We start from the raw sequence: 19445 nt of genomic DNA, 5'->3' as shown, positions 1-19445 counted from the left end.
GGTGCCCGGCCGAACAGGCCGTCGTGCGGTGCCGGATCGGCGGTCGTGCTGCGGCGCCCGACCGAACGGGCGATGCTGCGGTGCCCGGCCGAACGGGCGATGGTGCGATGCCCGGCCGGATGGGCGAGATGGTGCGATGCCCTGCCGAACAGGCGGTGCTGCTGTGCCCGACCGGATGGGGAGGGGCGGCGCCCGGAGCGGCGGGCGGCAGCGTCGCGGTTCAGGCGACGACGCGATCCGGACGGCGCCGCGGTCTAAGCCGCGGCGGGCGTCTCGGCGACCGGCTGCGGCTCGGCCGGGCCCTCCGCGACCGTGCCGCCGTCGCCGCCGGTGCCCGTCGTCTCCGTGGGCGCGGCCGTGGGCTCGCCCGTCGGTGTCGGGTCGGTGGCCGGCGTGCTCGGCGGGTCCGCCGGTTTGGTGGGGGCCGGGTCGGTGGCCTTGCCGCCCGGCGCCGGGGTGGTCCGGGTCGCGGTCGGCGAGGGCTTGGCGGACGTGCCGGGACGGTCGGGGCCGGCGGTGGCACCGGGTGCGGCGGCGCTGGGGCCGGGCGCGGGTGCCGTGGCCCCGCCGGTCGCCGGTGCGCTGCCCGGCGCGGTGACGCCGGTGTCCCCGACCTCTCCGGTCGGAGCCGACTCGGCGGTCAGCGGCGGGCTGTCGACCTGCCCGGCCGGCGGGTTGTCGTCCTTGGTCGGCACGGGCAGCCAGGGGGCGTTGGAGTTGCCCGACAGCAGCGTGGCGACGATGACGACGGCGTAGACCCCGCAGGCCAGGGCGACGGCCATGCCGATGCGGCGGTAGCGGCGGCTGCGGCGGCCGGACTCGTCGACGAAGACGGGCCGGTCGGCGGCCTCGGCGCCCGGGCCCTCCTTCACCTGCCGCAGGAAGCCCTCCCAGAGCTGCACGGCGTCGAGCTGGACCGTGACCTCGTGCGGATCGTGGGTCTGCCCGTCCTCGTCGGGGGCGTGCCCGGACGGGCCCGCCTCCTCCTGCTCCTGCCAGGGGTCACGGACCGCGGTCCGGCTCCCCGGTTCCGGGGCGCGCGAATCGGCCTCGCCGTCACTCTGGCGGGGAATGCCGCGCAGCATCTCCGTCCCGGCGGGCAGCCCGTGGCCGGTCGCCCGGACGTCACGGCCGGGGAAGACCTGTGTCGCTCTTCTGTCCCGGGCTCTGCCGTCCGACGGGAGCTCTCCGGTAGCCGTAGCGGCCTCGGGCCACTCGGGTTGGGCGTCTTCTCGCCACTCTTTCACGCGCACGCACTTCCCCCCAGGGATGGTTCAGGTGCGCTTGACGACCTGAGCACCCGCCGTCGGACCGGGCCCCCACCCGTCCGAACGCCCCCTCGTACCACACCGTGCTCAGGCGTCGAATGTAGCGCACGCGCAGGTCCTGTGTGGGCGCCGTGTCGAATCGTGTCCGTCGTGAGACGCCATGAGGACATCGTCTCCGGCCGGTGTCCACGTGCCTGCGGACCTGCACAACCACCCCATTTCCGCAGCCAGGAGGGCTGCGGCCCGGCGCAACGCGTCGAGCGCGGGGTGGGTCGGGCCCCTGCGCCACACCAGCGAAACCGGGGACAGAGGAACGGGGTCGACCAGGGGCCGCACCACCGTCGACGCAAGCGCCGGGAACCCCACGACGGCCAGGATCGGGTTGTGTGTTCTGGCCATGATCCGCTGGAACTCCTCCTCTCCTACGGCCAGCGGGGCGGGTGGCGCGATTTCGATGCCGCGTCCCTCGAAGAGCAGCCGCGCGAGGCCGGTCCACTCCGGCGTACGCGGGTTGCCGGCGCCCGCGTAGACGCTCTCGCCGGCCAGCTCGGCGAGCGGGACGGACTCCCACGCGGCCAGCCGGTGGTCCTCGGGCAGGACGACCGCCATCGGCTCGAACCACACGGGCTGGTGGTCGAGCCCGGCCCGCAGGGCCGGGTCCAGGCCGCCGAACCGCCCGAACGAGGCGTCCAGCCGGCCGGCCAGCATTTCACCGGCGGCGCCGGTCAGGCCGCTCTCGTAGCGGGCCATCAGCTCGTGGCGAGGGGCGAGTTCCCGCGCCTCGTGCAGCACCCGGCGGGGTGTGACCAGGCCCGGGGAGTTGAGGTCGACCAGCAGCGGCCGGGCCTGGTGGAAGGCGGCGAGCAGCTCGTCCTGCGCGTGGAGCACCCGGCGGGCGTGCGGCAGCAGCCGTTCCCCGTCCGTGGTGAGCGTCACCTGCCGGGTGGTCCGCACGAACAGCTCGGTCCCCAGCTCCCGTTCCAGCCGCCGCACGTCCCGGCTGAGCGCCTGCTGAGCCACGTGCAACCGCACCGCCGCCCGAGTGAAGTGCAGTTCCTCGGCCACGGTGACGAAGCCACGCAGCAGACGGGGGTCGAGGTGGGCTGCCATGCGGTGAACTTACAGCGGCCGGGGCCGCCGGGGATCGGAGGATCAGAGGCCGGGCTTCTTCCCGGGCATCTCTCCCTCGCCCGTCCGGACCTCCGTGGCGTTCACGCCGTCCGCCCTCTTCCGGCCGTCCGCGGACGGAGCCTGCCCCACCCGGTGTCGAGGTGCCGACCGCATCGGCGGCCTGGTCAGTGTGATCTGGCGGACGACCTGCTGGAAGCACGCCAGGGCGGCGAGGCCGGGCAGGGCGGCCGCCGCGGTGCCGAGGACCGTCCGGGGTGCCTGAACGACGCACAGCAGGACGGCGATGGAGGAGAAGACCAGGACCACGCACCAGGAGTGCACGGCACGGCGCTGGTGCAGCGCGGCCCGCAGGACGGACAGGGAACCCACCAGCCAGGGCCCGTACACCAGCAGGGGCCACCAGTGGCGCAGGCCCCTCGCCGCGGGGGACACGGCGACCATGCGCAGGGGGTCGTAGGCGACCATGCCGCTCAGGAGGCTCACCGCCAGACCGATGACGGCCGCGAGGGCGGCGACGAGGAAGCTGGTGGTGCGGAGCACGCCCGGGGCCTTGCGGGTCCGGACCTTGCGGTGCCGCCGGGGGACGTCCCGCACCGGCGGGAGTTCCTCGGTGATGTCCTGGAGCCGGCGCATGTGGGTGCCCTGGGCGGGCGCGGGTGCCGGGTCCGGGTCCGGGGCCCGGTCCTCGTCACCGGGGGCGGAGATCCTCGCCGCCTGCCCCCCGAGGGCCTCCTCGAGGATGAACGCCAGTTCCTCGGCGGGGTCCCAGGTCGGGTCCGGCGGGGTCAGTGGGGTGATGAAGTCCCGGGCCGGAGCCCGATGCCGGCCGGTGCCCTCTACTTTGTCGTACATGGCGTGCCCCGACTATTCCGCAAGCGCGAAAGCGGGCCAATCCGTCGCACTGATCCACCGTCGTGCGAGATCCTTTTCCAGCGTGCTCATGGCGTCGATGAAATCCCGCAGAAGCGACTCCGTCACCTGTAGCGTGACCGGGCAACCCCCTCTGGTGAGCGTCCCGTTGACGGTCGCCGACGAGTGCGGTGGAGCGGGAATGTAGGTGTACGGGCCGAGCGTTACCGCCCAGCCGTCTTTCCTGGTCGCCTCGGTCATGTACCGACTAACCGTCACCCCACTTCGGCGGATGCGCGGCAAACGAGTGAAGGATTTTCGCGAATGAGCATCCTTCCATGCGTCATGAGAAGCATCAGGAATCTCCATATCCCTGTATGAAGAACGGGGAGCATATCTTTTTCGCCATGCCCTTTTCGGCCGCACGCGCGATTCACAACCCAGGTGCGTGACTGCGCACGGAAGAGGTGTTGGACCGCCCGATCGCCCCCGGGCGACGGTGGACACATGCCGCAACTCTTCCCGTACCGCCACCTGTTCCGTTTCCCCGGCGCCCGCGCCTTCACGGCCGGGAACCTGCTCGCCCGCCTGCCGATGGGCATGTTCAGCGTCAGCGCGGTCATGATGATCGCCGGATCCCGGGGCTCCTATGCCCTCGCCGGCGCCGTCACGGCGACGGGGCTCGCGGCGACCGCCCTGGTCGCGCCATGGACCGCCCGGCTCGTCGACCGGCACGGCCAGGCACGTGTGGCCCTGCCCGCCACGGTGGTCGCCGTCCTCGGCTCCCTCTCCCTGCTGCTGTGCGTGCGCCACGACGCCCCCGACTGGACCCTGTTCGCCTCCTACGCCGCCACCGCCACGACCCCCAACACCGGCGGCATGTCCCGGGCCCGCTGGGCCCATCTGCTGGCCGGCGACGCGAAGGCACTGCACACCGCCAACTCCTTCGAGCAGGCGGCGGACGAACTGTGCTTCATGCTGGGCCCGGTGCTCGCGGCCTTCCTGTGCGGGACGTTCTTCCCCGAGGCGGGCACTCTCGTGGGCGCGGCGCTGCTGCTGACCGGCATGGTCCTTTTCGCAGGCCGGCGCGCGACGGAGCCCCCGGTCCGCGCGACGCACCTACCCGGACGGGCGCCGCTGCGCGCCCCCGGCATCCCCCCGCTGCTCGCGGTCTGCCTGGCGATGGGCGGCGTCTTCGGCGCGACGGAGGTGGTCACGCTCGCGTTCGCCGACGCGCAGGGGCGGGAGTCGGCGGCCGGAATCGTGCTCGCGCTCCAGGCGGCGGGCTCCTGCGGGGCGGGCCTTCTGTACGGCGCCGTGAAGCCCGCCGGTCCGGCCGCGACCCGGCTGCCCTGGTGCGTGGCGGCGATGGCGGCGCTGCTGACCCTGCCGCTCATGGCCGCGTCCCTCACCGGTTCGCTCCTGCTGCTGGCTGCCGCGCTGCTGGTCGCCGGGATGGCGACGGCCCCGACGATGGTGACCACCATGACGCTGGTCCAGGAGCGCACTCCCGAGGGCCGGCTGAACGAGGGCATGACCCTCGCGGTGACCGGCCTGCTCGGCGGCGTCGCCTGCGGCAGCGCGATCGGCGGCTGGACGGTCGAGCACCTCTCTCCGACGGCGGGCTACGTGGTCCCGGTGACGGCGGCGGCCGTGGCTCTGGCGTTGTCCCCGTGCAGCCCTTCGAATCGCTTCACCGATTGCCTCGCATCCCATTGACGCCCTCACGTCCCCCCGCATACGTTCGATCGTCGAAGCGCTTCGACTTCGTGCGCCGGGAGAGTGTCGTGCGCCGGGAGAGTAGGGACCCCACATGAAGTTCACCGACGGCTACTGGCTCCTGCGCGAGGGCGTCACCGCGGCCCATCCGGCCCAGGCCCTCGACGTCACCGACTCGGACGGCGCACTGGAGATCCACGCCACGACCCGGCCCGTCCGCTCCCGTGGCGACCTGATGACCGGCCCGGTCCTCACGGTCCGGGCCCACACCCCCATGCCCGGCGTCATCGGCCTGACCCTGACCCACTTCACCGGCGGCGAGCCCCGCGGCCCCGAGTTCGAGCTCACGGCGTCGGACACCTCCGCGGAGATCTCGTACGACGACGAACACGCGACCCTGACCTCCGGCGACCTGTCGGTCCGGCTGGCGCGGGGCGGCCCCTGGCACGTCGAGTTCCGCGCGCACGGCCGCACGCTCACCAGCAGCGGCCACAGGAACGCGGGCATCATGACGGACGCCTCCGGCGGGCACCACCTGCGCGAACAGCTGGTCCTCAGCGTCGGCACGTCCGTCTACGGCCTCGGTGAGCGCTTCGGCCCGCTGGTGAAGAACGGGCAGGTCGTCGACATCTGGCAGTCCGACGGCGGCACGTGCAGCGAACAGGCCTACAAGAACGTGCCGTTCTACCTCACGGACGCGGGCTACGGCGTCTTCGTCGACCACCCGGGCCGGGTGTCCTTCGAGGTCGCCTCGGAGGTGGTCTCCCGGGTGCAGTTCAGCGCGGAGACCCAGGAGCTGACGTACTACGTCATCCACGGCCCGACCCCGAAGGACATCCTGCGCCGGTACACGGCCCTGACGGGCCGCCCGGCCCTGCCGCCCGCCTGGTCGTTCGGCCTGTGGCTGTCGACGTCGTTCACCACCCCGTACGACGAGGAGACGGTGACCTCCTTCGTCGACGGCATGCGGGAGCGTGGACTGCCGCTGTCCGTCTTCCACTTCGACTGCTTCTGGATGCGCGAGCACAACTGGTGCGACTTCCGGTGGGATTCCCGCGTCTTCCCCGACCCGGAGGGCATGCTGGCCCGGCTGAGCGCCCGTGACCTGCATGTCTCCGTCTGGATCAATCCGTACATCGCCCAGCGCTCCCCGCTGTTCGCCGAGGGCAAGGCGCTCGGGCACCTGCTGAAGCGCCCGGACGGCTCGGTCTGGCAGTGGGACATGTGGCAGCCCGGGATGGCCCTGGTCGACTTCACGTCACCGGCCGCCCGCGACTGGTACGCCGCCAAGCTGGAGACGCTGCTCGCGCAGGGCGTCGACTGCTTCAAGACCGACTTCGGTGAACGGGTGCCCCTCGACGTGGTCTGGTCCGACGGCTCGGACCCGGAGGGGATGCACAACTACTACACGTACCTGTACAACCGCACGGTCTTCGAGGTGCTGCGCAAGCACCGCGGTGAGCGGGAGGCCGTGCTCTTCGCCCGCTCCGCGACCGCGGGGAGCCAGCAGTTCCCCGTGCACTGGGGCGGCGACTGCGAGGCGACGTACGAGTCGATGGCGGAGTCGCTGCGCGGCGGCCTGTCCCTCGGCCTGTCCGGATTCGGCTTCTGGAGCCATGACATCGGCGGCTTCGAGGGCACCCCCACGCCCGCCCTGTTCAAGCGCTGGCTGGCCTTCGGGCTGCTCTCCTCGCACAGCCGCCTGCACGGCAGCAGCTCCTACCGGGTGCCCTGGCAGTTCGACGAGGAATCGGTCGACGTGGCCCGCCACTTCACCCGGCTGAAGCTCCGCCTCATGCCCTACCTGTACGAGACGGCCCGCACGGCTCACGCCGAGGGCCTGCCCATGATGCGCGCGATGGTGCTGGAGTTCCCGGACGACCCGGGGTGCGCGCACCTGGAACGGCAGTACATGCTCGGCCCGGACCTGCTGGTCGCCCCGGTGTTCAGCGACGAGGGCGACGTCACGTACTACGTCCCCGAGGGCACCTGGACACACTTCCCGACCGGCGGGACGGTGACCGGCCCGCGCTGGGTGCGGGAGCACCACGAATTCCAGAGCGTGCCGCTGCTGGTCCGGCCCGGCGCGGTGATCCCGGTCGGTGCGCGGGACGACCGCCCGGACTACGACCACGCCGACGGGGTGACGCTGCGGGCGTACGGTCTGCGCCCCGGCGACGAGGTGACGGTGCCGGTCGGGGACGTGACCTTCACGGTCGCCCGCGAGGGGGACACCCTGCGGGCGACGTGCTCCGCCCCGACGGCCGCCTGGAGCCTGGCCGCGGGCGACCGCGAGGTCCAGGCCGCGCCCGGCACGGGCCTCCTCACGCTGGAACTCGGCTGATGGTCAAGATCACGGACGTGGCGCGGCGAGCCGGGGTCTCCCCCAGCACCGTCTCCTACGCGCTGAGCGGCAAGCGCCCGATCTCCGACGAGACCCGGCGACGCGTCGAGGCGGCCGCCCGCGACCTGGGCTACCGCCCCCACGCGGCCGCCCGCGACCTGGCCGGCGGCAAGCCGAACGTCCTGGCCCTGGCGTCTCCGCTCCGCCCCGGCGTGCACGTCCCGGTGATGATGCGGCTGGCGGTGTCGGTGGTGACGACGGCCCGGGCGCACGACCACGACGTCCTGCTCCTCACCCAGGAGGAGGCCGAGGAGGGGCTGAGCCGCGCCGTGCACACGGCATCGGTGGACGGGCTGCTGCTGACGGACGTCGAACTCCACGACCCCCGCCTCCCCCGGCTCCGCTCCCAGGACCGCCCGTCGGTCCTGATCGGTGTCCCGGCGCACACATACGGCCTGACCTGCGTCGACCTCGACTTCCGGGCGGCCGGCGAGGCGTGCGTGGATCATCTGGCGGCGCTGGGCCACCACACGGTCGCCCTGGTGGGCTCGCCCCCGGAGGTCTACCTCCGCAGAACGGCCTACGCCCACCACCTCATGCACGGCTTCACCACGGCCGCCACCCGTCACGGCCTGGCCTCGTCCGTCCACCCGGGCGGCCCCGACCCCGCCACGGCCCCGGGGCTCGCCGAGCGGCTGCTCCACGGGCACCCCGCCCTCACCGCCGTGGTCGTCCACAACGAACCTCTCCTGGCCCCCTTGATCGCCGCCTTCGAGCATCTCGGCCTGCGCGTCCCCGACGACCTCTCCGTCACGGCCGTCTGCCCGGACGACATGGCGACGACGCCCCGTGTCCCGGTCACATCGGTGTCCCTGCCGGCCGACGAGCTGGGCGCCCACGCGGTGGACCTCCTGATACGGAAGCTGCACGGCACCCCCGTACCGGAGACGACACTTCTCGCGCCCCGGCTGACGGAACGGGCGAGCACGGCACGCCGGACGGCATGACAAAGGCCCCGCCGCAGTAAGCGACGGGGCCCTTGCCCACATGGGATGAGTGGAGATGGCGGGAATCGAACCCGCGTCCAACGGTGCAGAATCAGGGCTTCTCCGTGTGCAGTTCGCTGTGATTTTCTCGGCCCCGGCGATCACGCGAACAAGTCGCCGACGGGCCCAGTCACTGTTTGATTTCCCATCGAGCCCCGTGACCGGGCTCGATGGTTTAGTTCCCTAGATTATGCCAGGATCCGGGCCGGGAACACTCCCGGGCTGACACCCATTTAGGGTCCTTCAGTCACTGCTTATCAGGCAGCGAGGGCGAAGGACTGGGAATCGCGCTTGGTAGTGGCGATTATTTTTTGCGACATATGGTTTACGAGATCATTGCCGCTTCCTCGACACGCTTCCCCTGCTTCGACAGCCGCTGTCGAAACCGATCATCCCCATGTTGTGTTGACAATCCCTCCGGAGAGGGGCGCGCACCCGCTGTGGGGTGCAGTGACCATCGTACGTGACCAACGCAGGTCGGTGCCAGCGTATTCCCTACGCCCCGCGCTGCTTGCGCCGCACCGCCGCGATCGCGCGGTCGGTCTCCCTGCGGTCCTGCTTCTCACGGAGCGTCTGGCGCTTGTCGTACTCCTTCTTGCCCTTCGCCAGCGCGATCTCGACCTTGGCCCGGCCGTCCTTGAAGTACAGCGCGAGGGGCACGATGGTGTGGCCCGTCTCGCCCGACTTCGACTCCAGCTTGTCGATCTCGGCACGGTGCAGCAGCAGCTTCCGCTTGCGCCGGGCGCTGTGGTTGGTCCACGTGCCCTGGCTGTACTCCGGCACGTGCACGTTGTGCAGCCACGCCTCGTTCCCGTCCAGCTGCACGAAGCCGTCGACCAGCGACGCCCGTCCCTGGCGCAGGGACTTCACCTCGGTCCCGGTGAGGACCAGGCCGGCCTCGTAGGTGTCGATGATGAGGTAGTCGTGCCGCGCCTTCTTGTTCTGCGCGATCAGCTTGCGCCCTTTTTCCTTAGCCATAGTGCCGCCATTTTCGCACTACGGAGGGCTCCTGCGGAAAGTCGATTACGAGGGGCTCGCGAGGCCCCGCAGGACGGTCTCGGCCCGCTGGAGGGCGTCCTCGCCGGTCTCCAGGTCGGGCGTGATGCCCCGGCCGTCGACCCCGCGGCCGGAGGGGGTGCGGTAGTGCCCGACGGTCAGCTCCGCCACGGAGCCGTCGGGCAGCCGGCTCGGCATCTGGACCGAGCCCTTGCCGAAGGTGCGGGAGCCCACGACGAGCGCCCGTCCACGGTCCTGCACGGCGCCGGTGAGGAGCTCGGCCGCGCTCATCGTCCCGCCGTCGACGAGCGCGACCAGGGGTCTCGTGGTGTCCCCGCCGGACTCGGCGTGCAGGGCGCGCTGCTCGCCCTCGACGTCGTAGGTGGCGACCAGGCCGCCGTCGAGGAAGGCGGAGGCGGCGGTCACGGCCTCGGTGACCAGGCCACCGGAGTTGCCGCGCAGGTCCAGGACGATCCCGGCGCGGGGCGGGGACTGCCGGACGGCTTCACGGACCTGGCGGCCGGAGCCCTTGGTGAAGGTGGCGACCTTGATGACGGTGACCCGGCCGGCGAGCTCCCGGACGGTGACGGAGTCGGTGGACAGCTGGACCCGGCGCAGCGTTTCGGTCCACGCGCGGGTGCCGCGCTCCAGGCCGAGGCGGACGGCGGTGCCCGCGGGGGCGTCCGTGGCGTCCCCGCGCAGTAAGGAGACGACCTCCGTGACGGGACGGCCGTCGGTCTTCTCACCGTCGACGCTGCGCAGCAGGTCCCCGGGGCGGATCCCGGCGGTGGCGGCAGGCGAACCGGCGCGCACCTTCGTCACCTCGATACGGCCGTCCCGTTCGCTGCGGGCCCACAGGCCGACGCCGGTGTACTGGCCGTCGAGGGACTCCTCGAACTCCTCGTACTCGCCCCGGGAGTAGACGGCGCCCCAGCGGTCACCGCTGCGGCTGACGGCGCGCTTGGCGGCCTGGATCGGCGACTTGCCCTCGGCCATGGCCTCCTCGGCCGCCCTGGCGACGTCCGCGTGGCGCCCGGCCGGTCCGGCCGAACGGGCCTCGTTGCGGGCGGACTTTTCCTCGCCCTGCGGCAACGCCCCGGTGGCCGCACCGGCGACGAGCACGCTCGTGAACACCAACGTCAGGGCGGCCCCGCGACGGATACGGCGGGGCTGACAGAACGGGTCACGACCTGACATGCCGGTGAGTCTAGGACAAGCGGAAGGGGCGTACGGTCGGTTGACCGTACGCCCCTCTTGGCATGCGTCACACCTTCAAGTACTTGCGCAGCGCGAAGAACGCGGCCAACGCGGGCATCAGAAGGCTCGTCGCGAGGATGAGCGGCAGATACTTCAGCACCGCGCCCCAGCCGATGAAGTTGATCAGTGTCAGCTGGTCGGCCAGGGCCAGTCCGTGGTCGATGAGGAAGTACCGGGCGATCAGCAGGAAGCCGCACGCGAGGGTGCCGCCGATGAGTCCGGCGACCGCGGCCTCCATGATGAACGGCGCCTGGATGTAGAAGCCGGAGGCGCCGACCAGCCGCATGATGCCGGTCTCACGCCGGCGGCTGAACGCCGAGACGCGCACGGTGTTGACGATCAGCATCAGCGCGACGACCAGCATCAGCGCCATCACCGCGCGGGCGGCCCAGTTCATGCCGTTCAGCAGCTTGAAGAGGTTGTCCAGGATGCCCTTCTGGTCCTGCACGGACTGCACGCCGTCCCGGCCGTTGAAGGCGGTGGCGATGACCTGGTACTTCTCCGGGTCCTTCAACTTGATGCGGTACGACTCCTGCATCTGGTCCGGCGTGAGGGAGCTGGCGAGCGGGGAGTCGCCGAACTGCTCCTTGTAGTGCTTGTACGCCTGGTCCTGCGACTCGTACGTGACCGCCTGGACGACGTCCATCTTGCCGAGGTCGGCCTTGATCTGCGACTTCTGGTCGTCGGTCACCGCACCCTTGGCGCAGTTGGGGTCGGACTCGGCGTCGCTCTTGTTGCAGAGGAAGATCGAGACGTTGACCTTGTCGTACCAGAAGCCCTTCATGGTGTTGACCTGGTCGCTCATCAGGAGCGACCCGCCGAACAGGGCGAGCGACAGGGCGACGGAGACGACGACGGCGAAGGTCATCGTCAGGTTGCGGCGGAGACCGACACCGATCTCCGACAGGACGAACTGGGCGCGCATGGCGACTGGTTATGCCTTTCCGTGGATCTCGGGTGCGGTATCAGTGCTGGTAGCCGTAGACACCGCGGGCCTGGTCGCGGACGAGGCGGCCCTTCTCCAGTTCGATGACGCGCTTGCGCATCTGGTCGACGATGTTCTGGTCGTGCGTGGCCATCACCACGGTCGTGCCCGTCCGGTTGATGCGGTCGAGCAGCTTCATGATGCCGACGGAGGTCTGCGGGTCGAGGTTGCCGGTGGGCTCGTCGGCGATGAGCAGCTTGGGCCGGTTGACGAAGGCACGCGCGATGGCGACGCGCTGCTGCTCACCACCGGACAGCTCGCCGGGCATCCGGTCCTCCTTGCCGCCGAGCCCGACGAGGTCGAGCACCTGCGGCACGGACTTGCGGATCTCGCCGCGGGACTTGCCGATGACCTCCTGCGCGAAGGCGACGTTCTCGCCGACCGTCTTGTTCGGCAGCAGACGGAAGTCCTGGAAGACCGTCCCCAGCTGGCGCCGCATCTGCGGGACCTTCCAGTTGGAGAGGCGGGCGAGGTCCTTGCCCAGAACGTGCACCTGACCGTGACTGCACCGCTCCTCGCGGAGGATCAGCCGCAGGAAGGTGGACTTTCCGGAGCCGGAGGACCCCACGAGGAAGACGAACTCGCCCTTCTCGACCTCCAGGGAGACATCCCTGAGGGCGGGGCGGGTCTGCTTGGGGTAGACCTTGGAGACATTGTCGAATCGGATCACGGATGCACCACGGGTCGCCGGGGGTAGATGAGCGTGACCATACGCGACCCGGGTGGGGCATCGCAGTCACCGACAGTGGTTGCGCCATGGATGTGCCGTTTTATACCGAGCCCCGAGGGGCGCGGGGGGACTGTGCGTACAACCACAGAAATTGCGCAGCCGCGCGACAGCCGTCGGAACCTGGCAAAGTGGAGGGGGGAACATTCCCACCCCCACGGACGTTGGACACGTGGAACCGGCGCAAGGAGGGCAAGCGCATGACGTACGACCGGCTGGTGTGCGCGAACTGCGCGTCCCCCGTGAACGAGGGCCGCTGCCCCGTGTGCCGCGCGAACCGCGAGCGGATGCAGCAGGAGAACTTCCTCGCGGGCCTGAACCCGATGACCCTGATCGCACTGCTGACGGTGCTGATCGCGGCGGTGGCCCTGCTGGCGCACCAGACCGCGTAGCGGCGGTGCAGGCAGCCGCCCCCCGGACATGGCCGAGGGCCCGGAGCGAATCGCGATTCGCTCCGGGCCCTCGGTGTTGCGCTGCGCCCACGGTCCGTGTGGCCACGGGCCGTGGGGACGCGGCTACCGTCAGGCGGCAGCCCCGCCGCGACCGCCCACGAGGCGCGGCAGCAGACGGAAGCCGACACCGCCGGCGATCATCGTGGCGGCGCCGATCACCAGGAAGGCGGTCTGCGCGGCACCCGTCTCGGCGAGCTCCTCGCCGTTGCCCTGGGCCTGGGCCTGCGGGGCCGGGGTGGAGTCCGAGCCGATCTCGGTGAGGGCGGAGGAGCCCTCCTCCTGCGGCGAGGTGCCGCCGTCGGGGTCGGTGTTGTTGCCGCCGTTGCCGTTGCCGCCACCGGTGCCGTTTCCGTTGCCCGGGTCGGTCGGGGCGTCGGTCGGGTCCTCGGTCGGCTCGGTGGGCTCGTCCGTGGGCTCGGTCGGCTCGTCGGTGGGCTCCTCGGTCGACGGCGGGTCCGTCGGGAGGTCCGTCGGCGGGTCGGTGGGGATGTCGGTCGGCGGGTCGGTCGGCGTCGGGGACGGCGACTCGTCGGCGCACAGGATGCCGAGCAGGCAGTCGTCGGCCTCCGCGGCGGATGCGGCACCGGCGGCGGTCAGCGAGGCACCGGCGGCGATCACGGCGCCGGCGGCTATGCGCGCGACACGGATCCGCGTCTTCTTCGTCATGTGGTTGCTACCCCCAGTAGCTCATCGTCATTAGGCAATGCTCGGGGCTGTGCTCGACGGAGACGGCTGCGGTGAAAGGGCCCCCGGTTCACATGCGCCCCAGAGACACGCATGCCGCGCTTCACCCTTCCCATTTTTCAAGAACACGTCAAGGTCGTTTGCGGCCGCCATGTCCAACTAAGGGAGCTATGCGGGGAGTCTGAGCCTGTGAGTGTGATGTAAAACCCGGACGTCCGAGCGCAGACAAGGCAACTACCGCCTTGAGGGCGGCAGTTGCCTTGTCGACAAACTTACTTCTCCTGCTGCTTGCGCCAGCGAATTCCGGCCTCGAGGAACCCGTCGATCTCGCCGTTGAACACGGCCTCGGGGTTGCCGACCTCGAACTCGGTGCGCAGGTCCTTCACCATCTGGTACGGGTGCAGGACGTAGGAACGCATCTGGTTGCCCCAGGAGCTCCCGCCGTCCTTGAGGGCGTCCATCCTGGCCCGCTCCTCCTGGCGCTGCCGCTCCAGCAGCTTCGCCTGGAGAACGTTCATGGCGGTCGCCTTGTTCTGGATCTGCGACCGCTCGTTCTGGCAGGAGACGACGATGCCGGTGGGGAGGTGGGTCAGCCGCACCGCGGAGTCGGTGGTGTTGACGCCCTGGCCGCCGGGGCCGGACGAGCGGTACACGTCCACCCGCAGCTCGGACTCGTCGATCTCGATGTGGTCGGTCTGCTCGACCACGGGGAGGATCTCCACGCCCGCGAAGGAGGTCTGGCGGCGCCCCTGGTTGTCGAAGGGCGAGATGCGCACGAGGCGGTGCGTGCCCTGCTCGACGGAGAGGGTGCCGTAGGCGTAGGGGACCTGCACGGCGAAGGTGGTCGACTTGATGCCGGCCTCTTCCGCGTAGGAGGTCTCGTAGATCTCGGTCTTGTAGCCGCGCTGCTCGGCCCAGCGCAGGTACATGCGCTGGAGCTTCTCGGCGAAGTCGGCGGCGTCGACGCCACCGGCCTCGGCACGGATGTTCACCAGCGCCTCACGGGAGTCGTACTCACCGGAGAGGAGGGTGCGGACCTCCATCTCGTCCAGCGCCTTCTTCACGGCCGTGAGCTCGGCCTCGGCCTCGGCACGGGTGTCCGGGTCGTCCTCCTCCTCGGCCATCTCGAAGAGGACGCCCAGGTCGTCGATGCGACCGCGCAGGGCCTCGGCCTTGCGCACCTCGGCCTGGAGGTGGGACAGCTTGCTGGTGATCTTCTGCGCCTCATCGGGGTTGTCCCAGAGGGACGGCGCGGCCGCCTGCTCCTCGAGCACGGCGATGTCTGCCCTCATCTTCTCGAGGTCCAGAACGGCCTCGATCGACTCCATGGTCGAGGAGAGGGACTTGAGCTCTTCGGATACGTCGACGACTGCCACGCCCTCCAGCGTAACGGCTCCGCCCGGCGGCCATCGCCGGGCGGCCGGAGCGGGCGGCTCAGGGAGTCTGCGGGGCGGAGTTCTCCGTGTCCTGGGGAGGTGCGCCGCCGTCGTCGTCCGACGTGGACAGCCAGGCGCCGACGCCGATCGCCGCCGTGAGGGCGATCGCGCCCGCTCCCAGGGCCACCCGGCGGCGCCGGGCCGCGGCGCGGTTGCGGGCCGAGCCGGGGCGGGGGGCGCCCGCGGTGCGCGGGGCCCGGGCCGTGCCGTGGGCGCCGCCGGCCAGCTCGTCGGGGGCGGGGACGCGCATCGAGGTGTGGGTGTCGCGGTTGGAGTCGGCCGGCTTCGCGCCCGGCACCAGGGGGACCGCGCCCCGCCGCCGGACGCGCTCCCCGGTCGGCGCCGGTCCGGCGGGCTGCTCCTCGCCCTCGGCCTCCTCCGCGGATTCGGTGTCCGGCTCGTCGACCTCCAGCGGGGGCATGCCCGCGAGCATCGGCAGCAGCTCCCGCAGCCGGGCCCCGAGCTCCGAGGCCCGCAGCCGCGACGCCGGGGCCTTGGCCAGGCACTGCACCAGCAGCTGCCACAGCTCGTCCGGGATGCCGGGCAGCGGGACGACCGTCTCCGTGACGTGCCGGCGCAGGACCGCGCCCGGGTGGCCGCCGCCGAAGGGCGTGAAGCCCGCCAGCAGCTCGTAGAGGACCGTGGCGAGCGCGTAGATGTCCACGGACGCGCGCGGGGGCAGGCCCTCGACGATCTCCGGGGCGAGGTAGTCCGGAGTGCCGATGATCTTCGTGGCCTTGGTCCGGCGCGGGGTGTCGATGAGCTTGGCGACGCCGAAGTCGGTCAGCAGCGCGCGGTGGGAGCCGCCGGGGCCGAGCGGACCCTGCATGTCCAGGAGCACGTTCTCCGGCTTGACGTCCCGGTGCACGACGCCCGCGGCGTGCGCGGCGGCCAGTCCGTCGGCGATGTCGGCCGCGATCGCGACGGCCGCCTCGGGGGCCAGGCGCCGGTCCCGGTCCAGCCGGGTGCGCAGGTCCGTGCCGCGGACGAGGTCCATGACGAGCGCCAGGTCGTTGCCGTCGACGACCAGGTCCCGCACCGACACCACGTGCGGGTGCTCCAAGCCGAGCAGGGCCGTGCGCTCCTGGACGAAGCGACCGACGAGTTCCTGGTCGGACGCGAGGTCCTCGCGCAGCAGCTTGATGGCGACGGGGCCTCCGGGGCCCTCGCCCAGCCACACCGTGCCGGCGCTGCCCCGCCCGAGGATCTGGTGGGCGGTGTACCGGCTGCCGATCTTCCGTGCCAAGGCTGCTCCTACCGACGCGTGTTGTCGCTAAAACTACGCGTCCGGAGAGCCAACCTTCACCGTCGAGGCGGAAATCACCCGCCGGGTGTCGACAAATCACCAACCCCGCGGGGCGGTTCCGGTCAGTTCGTGCCGGAACCGCTCCCGCCGAGCTTCTCGAACCAGCCGGTCACGGTGTTGAACCAGTCGGTGAGCTGGTCCCAGTAGCCCTTGGTGGTGCCGATCCACTCCTGGAGCGGGCTCAGTTCCCAGATCAGCCAGCCCGCCACGAACAGGATGACGATCGTGAAGAGGCAGCCCTTCAGGCAGCCGAGGCCGGGGATCCGCATCGGGTTGGCGCTGCGCTGCCGGGGCTGCCGGGGCTCGCGCTGCGGCGGCTGCGGCTGCTGGGGCGGCGGCGCGGGCGGGGCGTAGCGCTGCGGCGGCTGGGGGCGCTGGGGCTGCGGGGCGTACTGCTGGGGCTGCTGTTGTTGCGGGTGGCCGTAGCCGGGCCCGGGCGGGGGCGCCTGGCGGCGCGGCTGCTGCTGGGGCCGGGCCACCTGGCGCTGGGGGCGGCGGCGCAGCGGGTCCTGACCCGGGTCGAGGTAGTTCTGGACCTGCGTCTGCTCGTTGCGGTCACGGGCCGCCCGCAGCTGGTTCTGCCAGGGGTGCGGGTCCTCGGGGCCGCCCTGCTGGTTCTGCCCTCCGGGGTGGCCGGGCGAGCCCGGCGGGACCGGCGGCATGACGGCGGTCGGGTCGGCCGCGCCCCGGTGGTTCATGACGGCGGTGGGGTCGGCGGCGCCGGCCGGGCCGCCGGTGTGCGGCATGACGCTGGTCGCGGCGTTCGGGTCGTACGAGCCCGCGCCCTGCGGGAGGACCTGGGTGGGGTCGGCCGCTCCGGGGGTGTCCGGCACCGGCGCGGGGGCCGGGTCGGGCGCGAGGAGCATGCCGACGCCCTCGGCGGCGGCGATCTGCGCGGAGTTCGCGTGCACCCCGATGCCCTCGGCGACGACGCGCAGGCCGCGGGCGAGGTTCTCGGCGCTGGGCCGTTCGTCCGGGTTCTTGCGCAGACAGCGCTCGATGACCGCCCACAGCGGGTCGGGGACCGTCGAGGGGCGGCGCGGCTCGGCGCTCAGGTGCTGGTGCAGCACCTCCAGGGCTGAGCCGCCGGAGAACGGCGGGCGGCCGGTGACCAGCTCGTACAGCAGGATGCCGGCGCCGTAGATGTCGACGGCGGAGGTCTGCGGGCGGCCCTCGGCGGACTCGGGCGCGACGTACGCGGGCGTGCCGACGAACTCCTGGGTGCGGGTCAGTCCCGGGGAGTCGGCGAGGCGGGCGATGCCGAAGTCGGTCAGCAGCGGGTGCATCTGCCCGTCGTACTGCTGGAGCAGGACGTTGGCCGGCTTGAGGTCGCGGTGGACCACGCCGTCGGCGTGGCTGGCGGCGAGCGCGTCGGCGATCTGGGCGGTGAGCAGGGCGGCGGCGACCGGGGTGAACGGCCCGTTCTCGCGCAGGTAGCGGTGCAGGTCGGGGCCCTCGACGAGGTCCATGACCAGCGCCAGCAGCTCGCCCTCGACGACCAGGTCACGCACCCGGACGATGTTCGGGTGGGTCAGCCGCAGCAGGACGGAGCGCTCGCGCAGGAACCGCATGACGATGTCCGGATCGCCGGCCAGTTCCTCTTTGAGGACCTTGATCGCGACGGTCTCGCCGGGCTGCCCCGGCACGGCCGCCTCGGCGCCCGCGGTCTCGCGCTGGCGGGCACGCCAGACGGTGCCCGTGGCGCCGCGTCCGAGCGGCTCCTCGAGGAGGTACTTGCTGCCTACCGGCCGCACGTCATGCGCTCCCTGGTGCTTGCCTTGCCTGCTGGCCTGTCCGACACACTGTAGTGCCGGGGGGCCGGGGACCGATGTGTCGTCTTCTGTGGGTCTCGCGTCTCTCACGCAGTGGGTCTTACGTAACGGCCCTCACAGCTGTTCGAAGGAAAGACGCTCACCTCGGTCTTGTGGTTGCCAGGAGTGAGCGTGACTGATCTCAAGCGGTCGCCTGTGGGTCATCTCTCAGGCACTTTTGCGGGCAGAGCCGACCAATCAAGATCACCTTTTCCCGAGCGAGGAGCGCGTTGTCAGTGGCAGGTGCGAGGATGCTGGCAGTACTGGCCGACGTGCTGGGGCGGGGTGGGGGACTCCGCGCCCGGGCAGAAGGGACCGCTGACGGCGATGCAGATCCGGCTGACCGTCGTAGATCCGCTGGGCCCGTCGGCGCCGGCGCGGGACGGCGCCCCGCGCAGCGACGTGCTGGTCACGGCGCCCGCCGGTACGGCGCTCGCCGCGGTGGCGTCCGCGCTCGCCCAGGTGGTCTCCGGTGGTGACGGTTCGGGCACGCCCGTGCTGTACGCCGGGGAGCAGCGGCTCGACGCCCAGCGCTGCACGCTCGGCGAGCCCCCGCTGACCGACGGTGCCGTGCTGTCCGTGGGTGCGCCGGGCGAGCCCGAGCCGCATCCCGAGCTGGACGACGCCCCGGCCCAGCTCCAGGTCGTGGCCGGCCCCGACGCCGGCGGTGTCCATCTTCTGCACGGTGGCGAGATCCGCGTCGGCCGCTCCGCCGACGCCGACGTACCGCTCGACGACCCGGACGTCTCCCGGCTGCACTGCACGGTCACGGTGAGCGCGGACGGCCGCGTCGCGGTCGCAGACCTGGACTCCACGAACGGCACGACGGTGAACGGCGCGCGGGTCGGCGGCCGGGCCGTCCCCTTCGCGCCGGGTGCGCTGCTGCGGATCGGTGAGTCGGCGCTGCGGCTGGCGCCCGCCGGAGGGCCGGGGGGCCGGGTCGAGACGACGCCGGACGGGGAGGGGCACGTGCGCGTGGCCGGACCCGCCGGAGACGCGGCCGCGTCGCACGCACGCGTGCCCGACCCGGGACCGGCCGGGCCCGCCGGTACCACGCACCACGCCGACGGCTCGGCGCCCTGGGGCACGCCCGGTGCCTCCGGGCGCGGCCCGGCTGACCCGGCCGTGGTGCCCGGGCAGGGCGGGGCACCGCGGATCGAGAGCGAGGGCCCGGGCGCGGCGTCCGGACGGCCGGAGGGGCGAGGGGACGTCGGCAGGGCCCGCCCTGCGGGCAGCGGCGGTGAGACCTATGCCGGGGACTCTCGGAGCGAGGTGCCGACCGGGGGTGCCGCCCGCACAGAGGACAGCCGGGGTCAGGCACCTGTCCAGGGCGCCGCCGGCGCAGCACACGCCGGAGACGGCCGGCGCGAGGTGCCGGCCCAGGGCACCGGCCGGAGCCAGGCACCCTCTCCGGGCGCAGGGCGTGCGGCCGGC

17 protein-coding genes and 1 other RNA gene are annotated in these 19445 nt (G+C 72.0%); 5 read left to right on the top strand and 13 right to left on the bottom strand.

Annotation, left to right across the window (positions count from 1 at the left end; genetic code table 11):
• Positions 1 to 254: 254 nt before the first annotated feature.
• The 4 genes from HDC93_RS33920 to HDC93_RS33905 all read right to left on the bottom strand — a co-directional run bounded on the left by HDC93_RS33920 (position 255) and on the right by HDC93_RS33905 (position 3509).
• On the bottom strand, positions 255 to 1253 hold the full coding sequence (locus HDC93_RS33920; protein ID WP_311774700.1) for a hypothetical protein: 999 nt from the start codon (positions 1251 to 1253) through the stop codon (positions 255 to 257).
• Between the two features lie 102 nt (positions 1254 to 1355).
• Positions 1356 to 2378, bottom strand: a complete 1023-nt coding sequence (locus HDC93_RS33915) for a LysR family transcriptional regulator (protein ID WP_185014655.1) — start codon at positions 2376 to 2378, stop codon at positions 1356 to 1358.
• Between the two features lie 42 nt (positions 2379 to 2420).
• Positions 2421 to 3251, bottom strand: coding sequence for a hypothetical protein (locus tag HDC93_RS33910; RefSeq protein WP_260419918.1), 831 nt, complete (start codon positions 3249 to 3251; stop codon positions 2421 to 2423).
• 12 nt (positions 3252 to 3263) lie between these two features.
• Entirely contained in the window at positions 3264 to 3509 is a 246-nt protein-coding gene (locus HDC93_RS33905; RefSeq protein ID WP_185014654.1) for a hypothetical protein, read from the bottom strand.
• Positions 3510 to 3692: 183 nt separating this feature from the next.
• Here HDC93_RS33905 and HDC93_RS33900 point away from each other — a divergent pair, with 183 nt between their 5' ends.
• From HDC93_RS33900 to HDC93_RS33890, 3 genes are all read left to right on the top strand, one after another.
• Positions 3693 to 4967 carry an MFS transporter gene (locus tag HDC93_RS33900; RefSeq protein ID WP_398987454.1) on the top strand — a complete coding sequence of 425 codons (1275 nt, stop codon included), beginning with the start codon at positions 3693 to 3695 and terminating at the stop codon, positions 4965 to 4967.
• Positions 4968 to 5061: 94 nt separating this feature from the next.
• The gene (gene yicI / locus HDC93_RS33895; RefSeq protein ID WP_185014652.1) at positions 5062 to 7311 is read left to right on the top strand and encodes an alpha-xylosidase; all 2250 of its coding nucleotides are present in this window, start codon (positions 5062 to 5064) and stop codon (positions 7309 to 7311) included.
• Positions 7311 to 8318 carry a LacI family DNA-binding transcriptional regulator gene (locus tag HDC93_RS33890; RefSeq protein WP_185014651.1) on the top strand — a complete coding sequence of 336 codons (1008 nt, stop codon included), beginning with the start codon at positions 7311 to 7313 and terminating at the stop codon, positions 8316 to 8318. Before yicI ends, HDC93_RS33890 begins: the two co-directional genes overlap by 1 nt.
• 47 nt (positions 8319 to 8365) lie before the next feature.
• Here the strand turns inward: HDC93_RS33890 and ssrA are convergent.
• The 5 genes from ssrA to ftsE form a co-directional block, all read right to left on the bottom strand.
• Positions 8366 to 8754, bottom strand: a transfer-messenger RNA (tmRNA) gene (ssrA, locus tag HDC93_RS33885).
• A 98-nt stretch (positions 8755 to 8852) separates the two neighbouring features.
• Positions 8853 to 9335 (bottom strand): SsrA-binding protein SmpB, encoded by a 483-nt coding sequence (gene smpB, locus HDC93_RS33880; protein ID WP_031108351.1) that lies wholly within the window; start codon positions 9333 to 9335, stop codon positions 8853 to 8855.
• A 45-nt stretch (positions 9336 to 9380) separates the two neighbouring features.
• Positions 9381 to 10550: a S41 family peptidase gene (locus HDC93_RS33875; protein WP_185014650.1), complete on the bottom strand. Its 1170-nt coding sequence runs from the start codon at positions 10548 to 10550 to the stop codon at positions 9381 to 9383.
• A gap of 67 nt (positions 10551 to 10617) precedes the next feature.
• A complete protein-coding gene (ftsX, locus tag HDC93_RS33870) occupies positions 10618 to 11535 on the bottom strand; it encodes a permease-like cell division protein FtsX (protein ID WP_185014649.1) in 918 nt (305 codons plus the stop codon).
• A gap of 40 nt (positions 11536 to 11575) precedes the next feature.
• Positions 11576 to 12265, bottom strand: coding sequence for a cell division ATP-binding protein FtsE (gene ftsE, locus HDC93_RS33865; RefSeq protein WP_003990615.1), 690 nt, complete (start codon positions 12263 to 12265; stop codon positions 11576 to 11578).
• Between the two features lie 257 nt (positions 12266 to 12522).
• Between ftsE and HDC93_RS33860 the strand changes: the two genes are divergently transcribed.
• On the top strand, positions 12523 to 12714 hold the full coding sequence (locus tag HDC93_RS33860; RefSeq protein WP_097216953.1) for a hypothetical protein: 192 nt from the start codon (positions 12523 to 12525) through the stop codon (positions 12712 to 12714).
• A gap of 129 nt (positions 12715 to 12843) precedes the next feature.
• On the opposite strand, the gene HDC93_RS33855 is transcribed toward HDC93_RS33860, so the two are convergent.
• The 4 genes from HDC93_RS33855 to HDC93_RS33840 form a co-directional block, all read right to left on the bottom strand.
• Complete coding sequence (locus tag HDC93_RS33855; protein ID WP_185014648.1) at positions 12844 to 13440, bottom strand: LPXTG cell wall anchor domain-containing protein; 597 nt, start codon at positions 13438 to 13440, stop codon at positions 12844 to 12846.
• A 290-nt stretch (positions 13441 to 13730) separates the two neighbouring features.
• On the bottom strand, positions 13731 to 14834 hold the full coding sequence (gene prfB, locus HDC93_RS33850) for a peptide chain release factor 2 (protein ID WP_185014647.1): 1104 nt from the start codon (positions 14832 to 14834) through the stop codon (positions 13731 to 13733).
• A gap of 58 nt (positions 14835 to 14892) precedes the next feature.
• Positions 14893 to 16140, bottom strand: a complete 1248-nt coding sequence (locus HDC93_RS33845) for a serine/threonine-protein kinase (protein ID WP_185014646.1) — start codon at positions 16138 to 16140, stop codon at positions 14893 to 14895.
• A 122-nt stretch (positions 16141 to 16262) separates the two neighbouring features.
• Positions 16263 to 17954, bottom strand: a complete 1692-nt coding sequence (locus HDC93_RS33840; protein WP_185014645.1) for a serine/threonine-protein kinase — start codon at positions 17952 to 17954, stop codon at positions 16263 to 16265.
• Positions 17955 to 18338: 384 nt separating this feature from the next.
• On the opposite strand from HDC93_RS33840, the gene HDC93_RS38990 reads away from it, so the two are divergent.
• Positions 18339 to 19445, top strand: a 1107-nt coding sequence (locus tag HDC93_RS38990; RefSeq protein WP_260419917.1) for an FHA domain-containing protein, incomplete at its 3' end; no start/stop codon positions are given.

The organism is Streptomyces sp. AK010 (genome assembly GCF_014207295.1).
In the GTDB taxonomy this organism is placed as follows: domain Bacteria; phylum Actinomycetota; class Actinomycetes; order Streptomycetales; family Streptomycetaceae; genus Streptomyces; species Streptomyces massasporeus.
The sequence above is the reverse complement of the archived record's forward strand: the minus strand, read 5'-3'. Positions and strand labels throughout refer to the sequence as shown.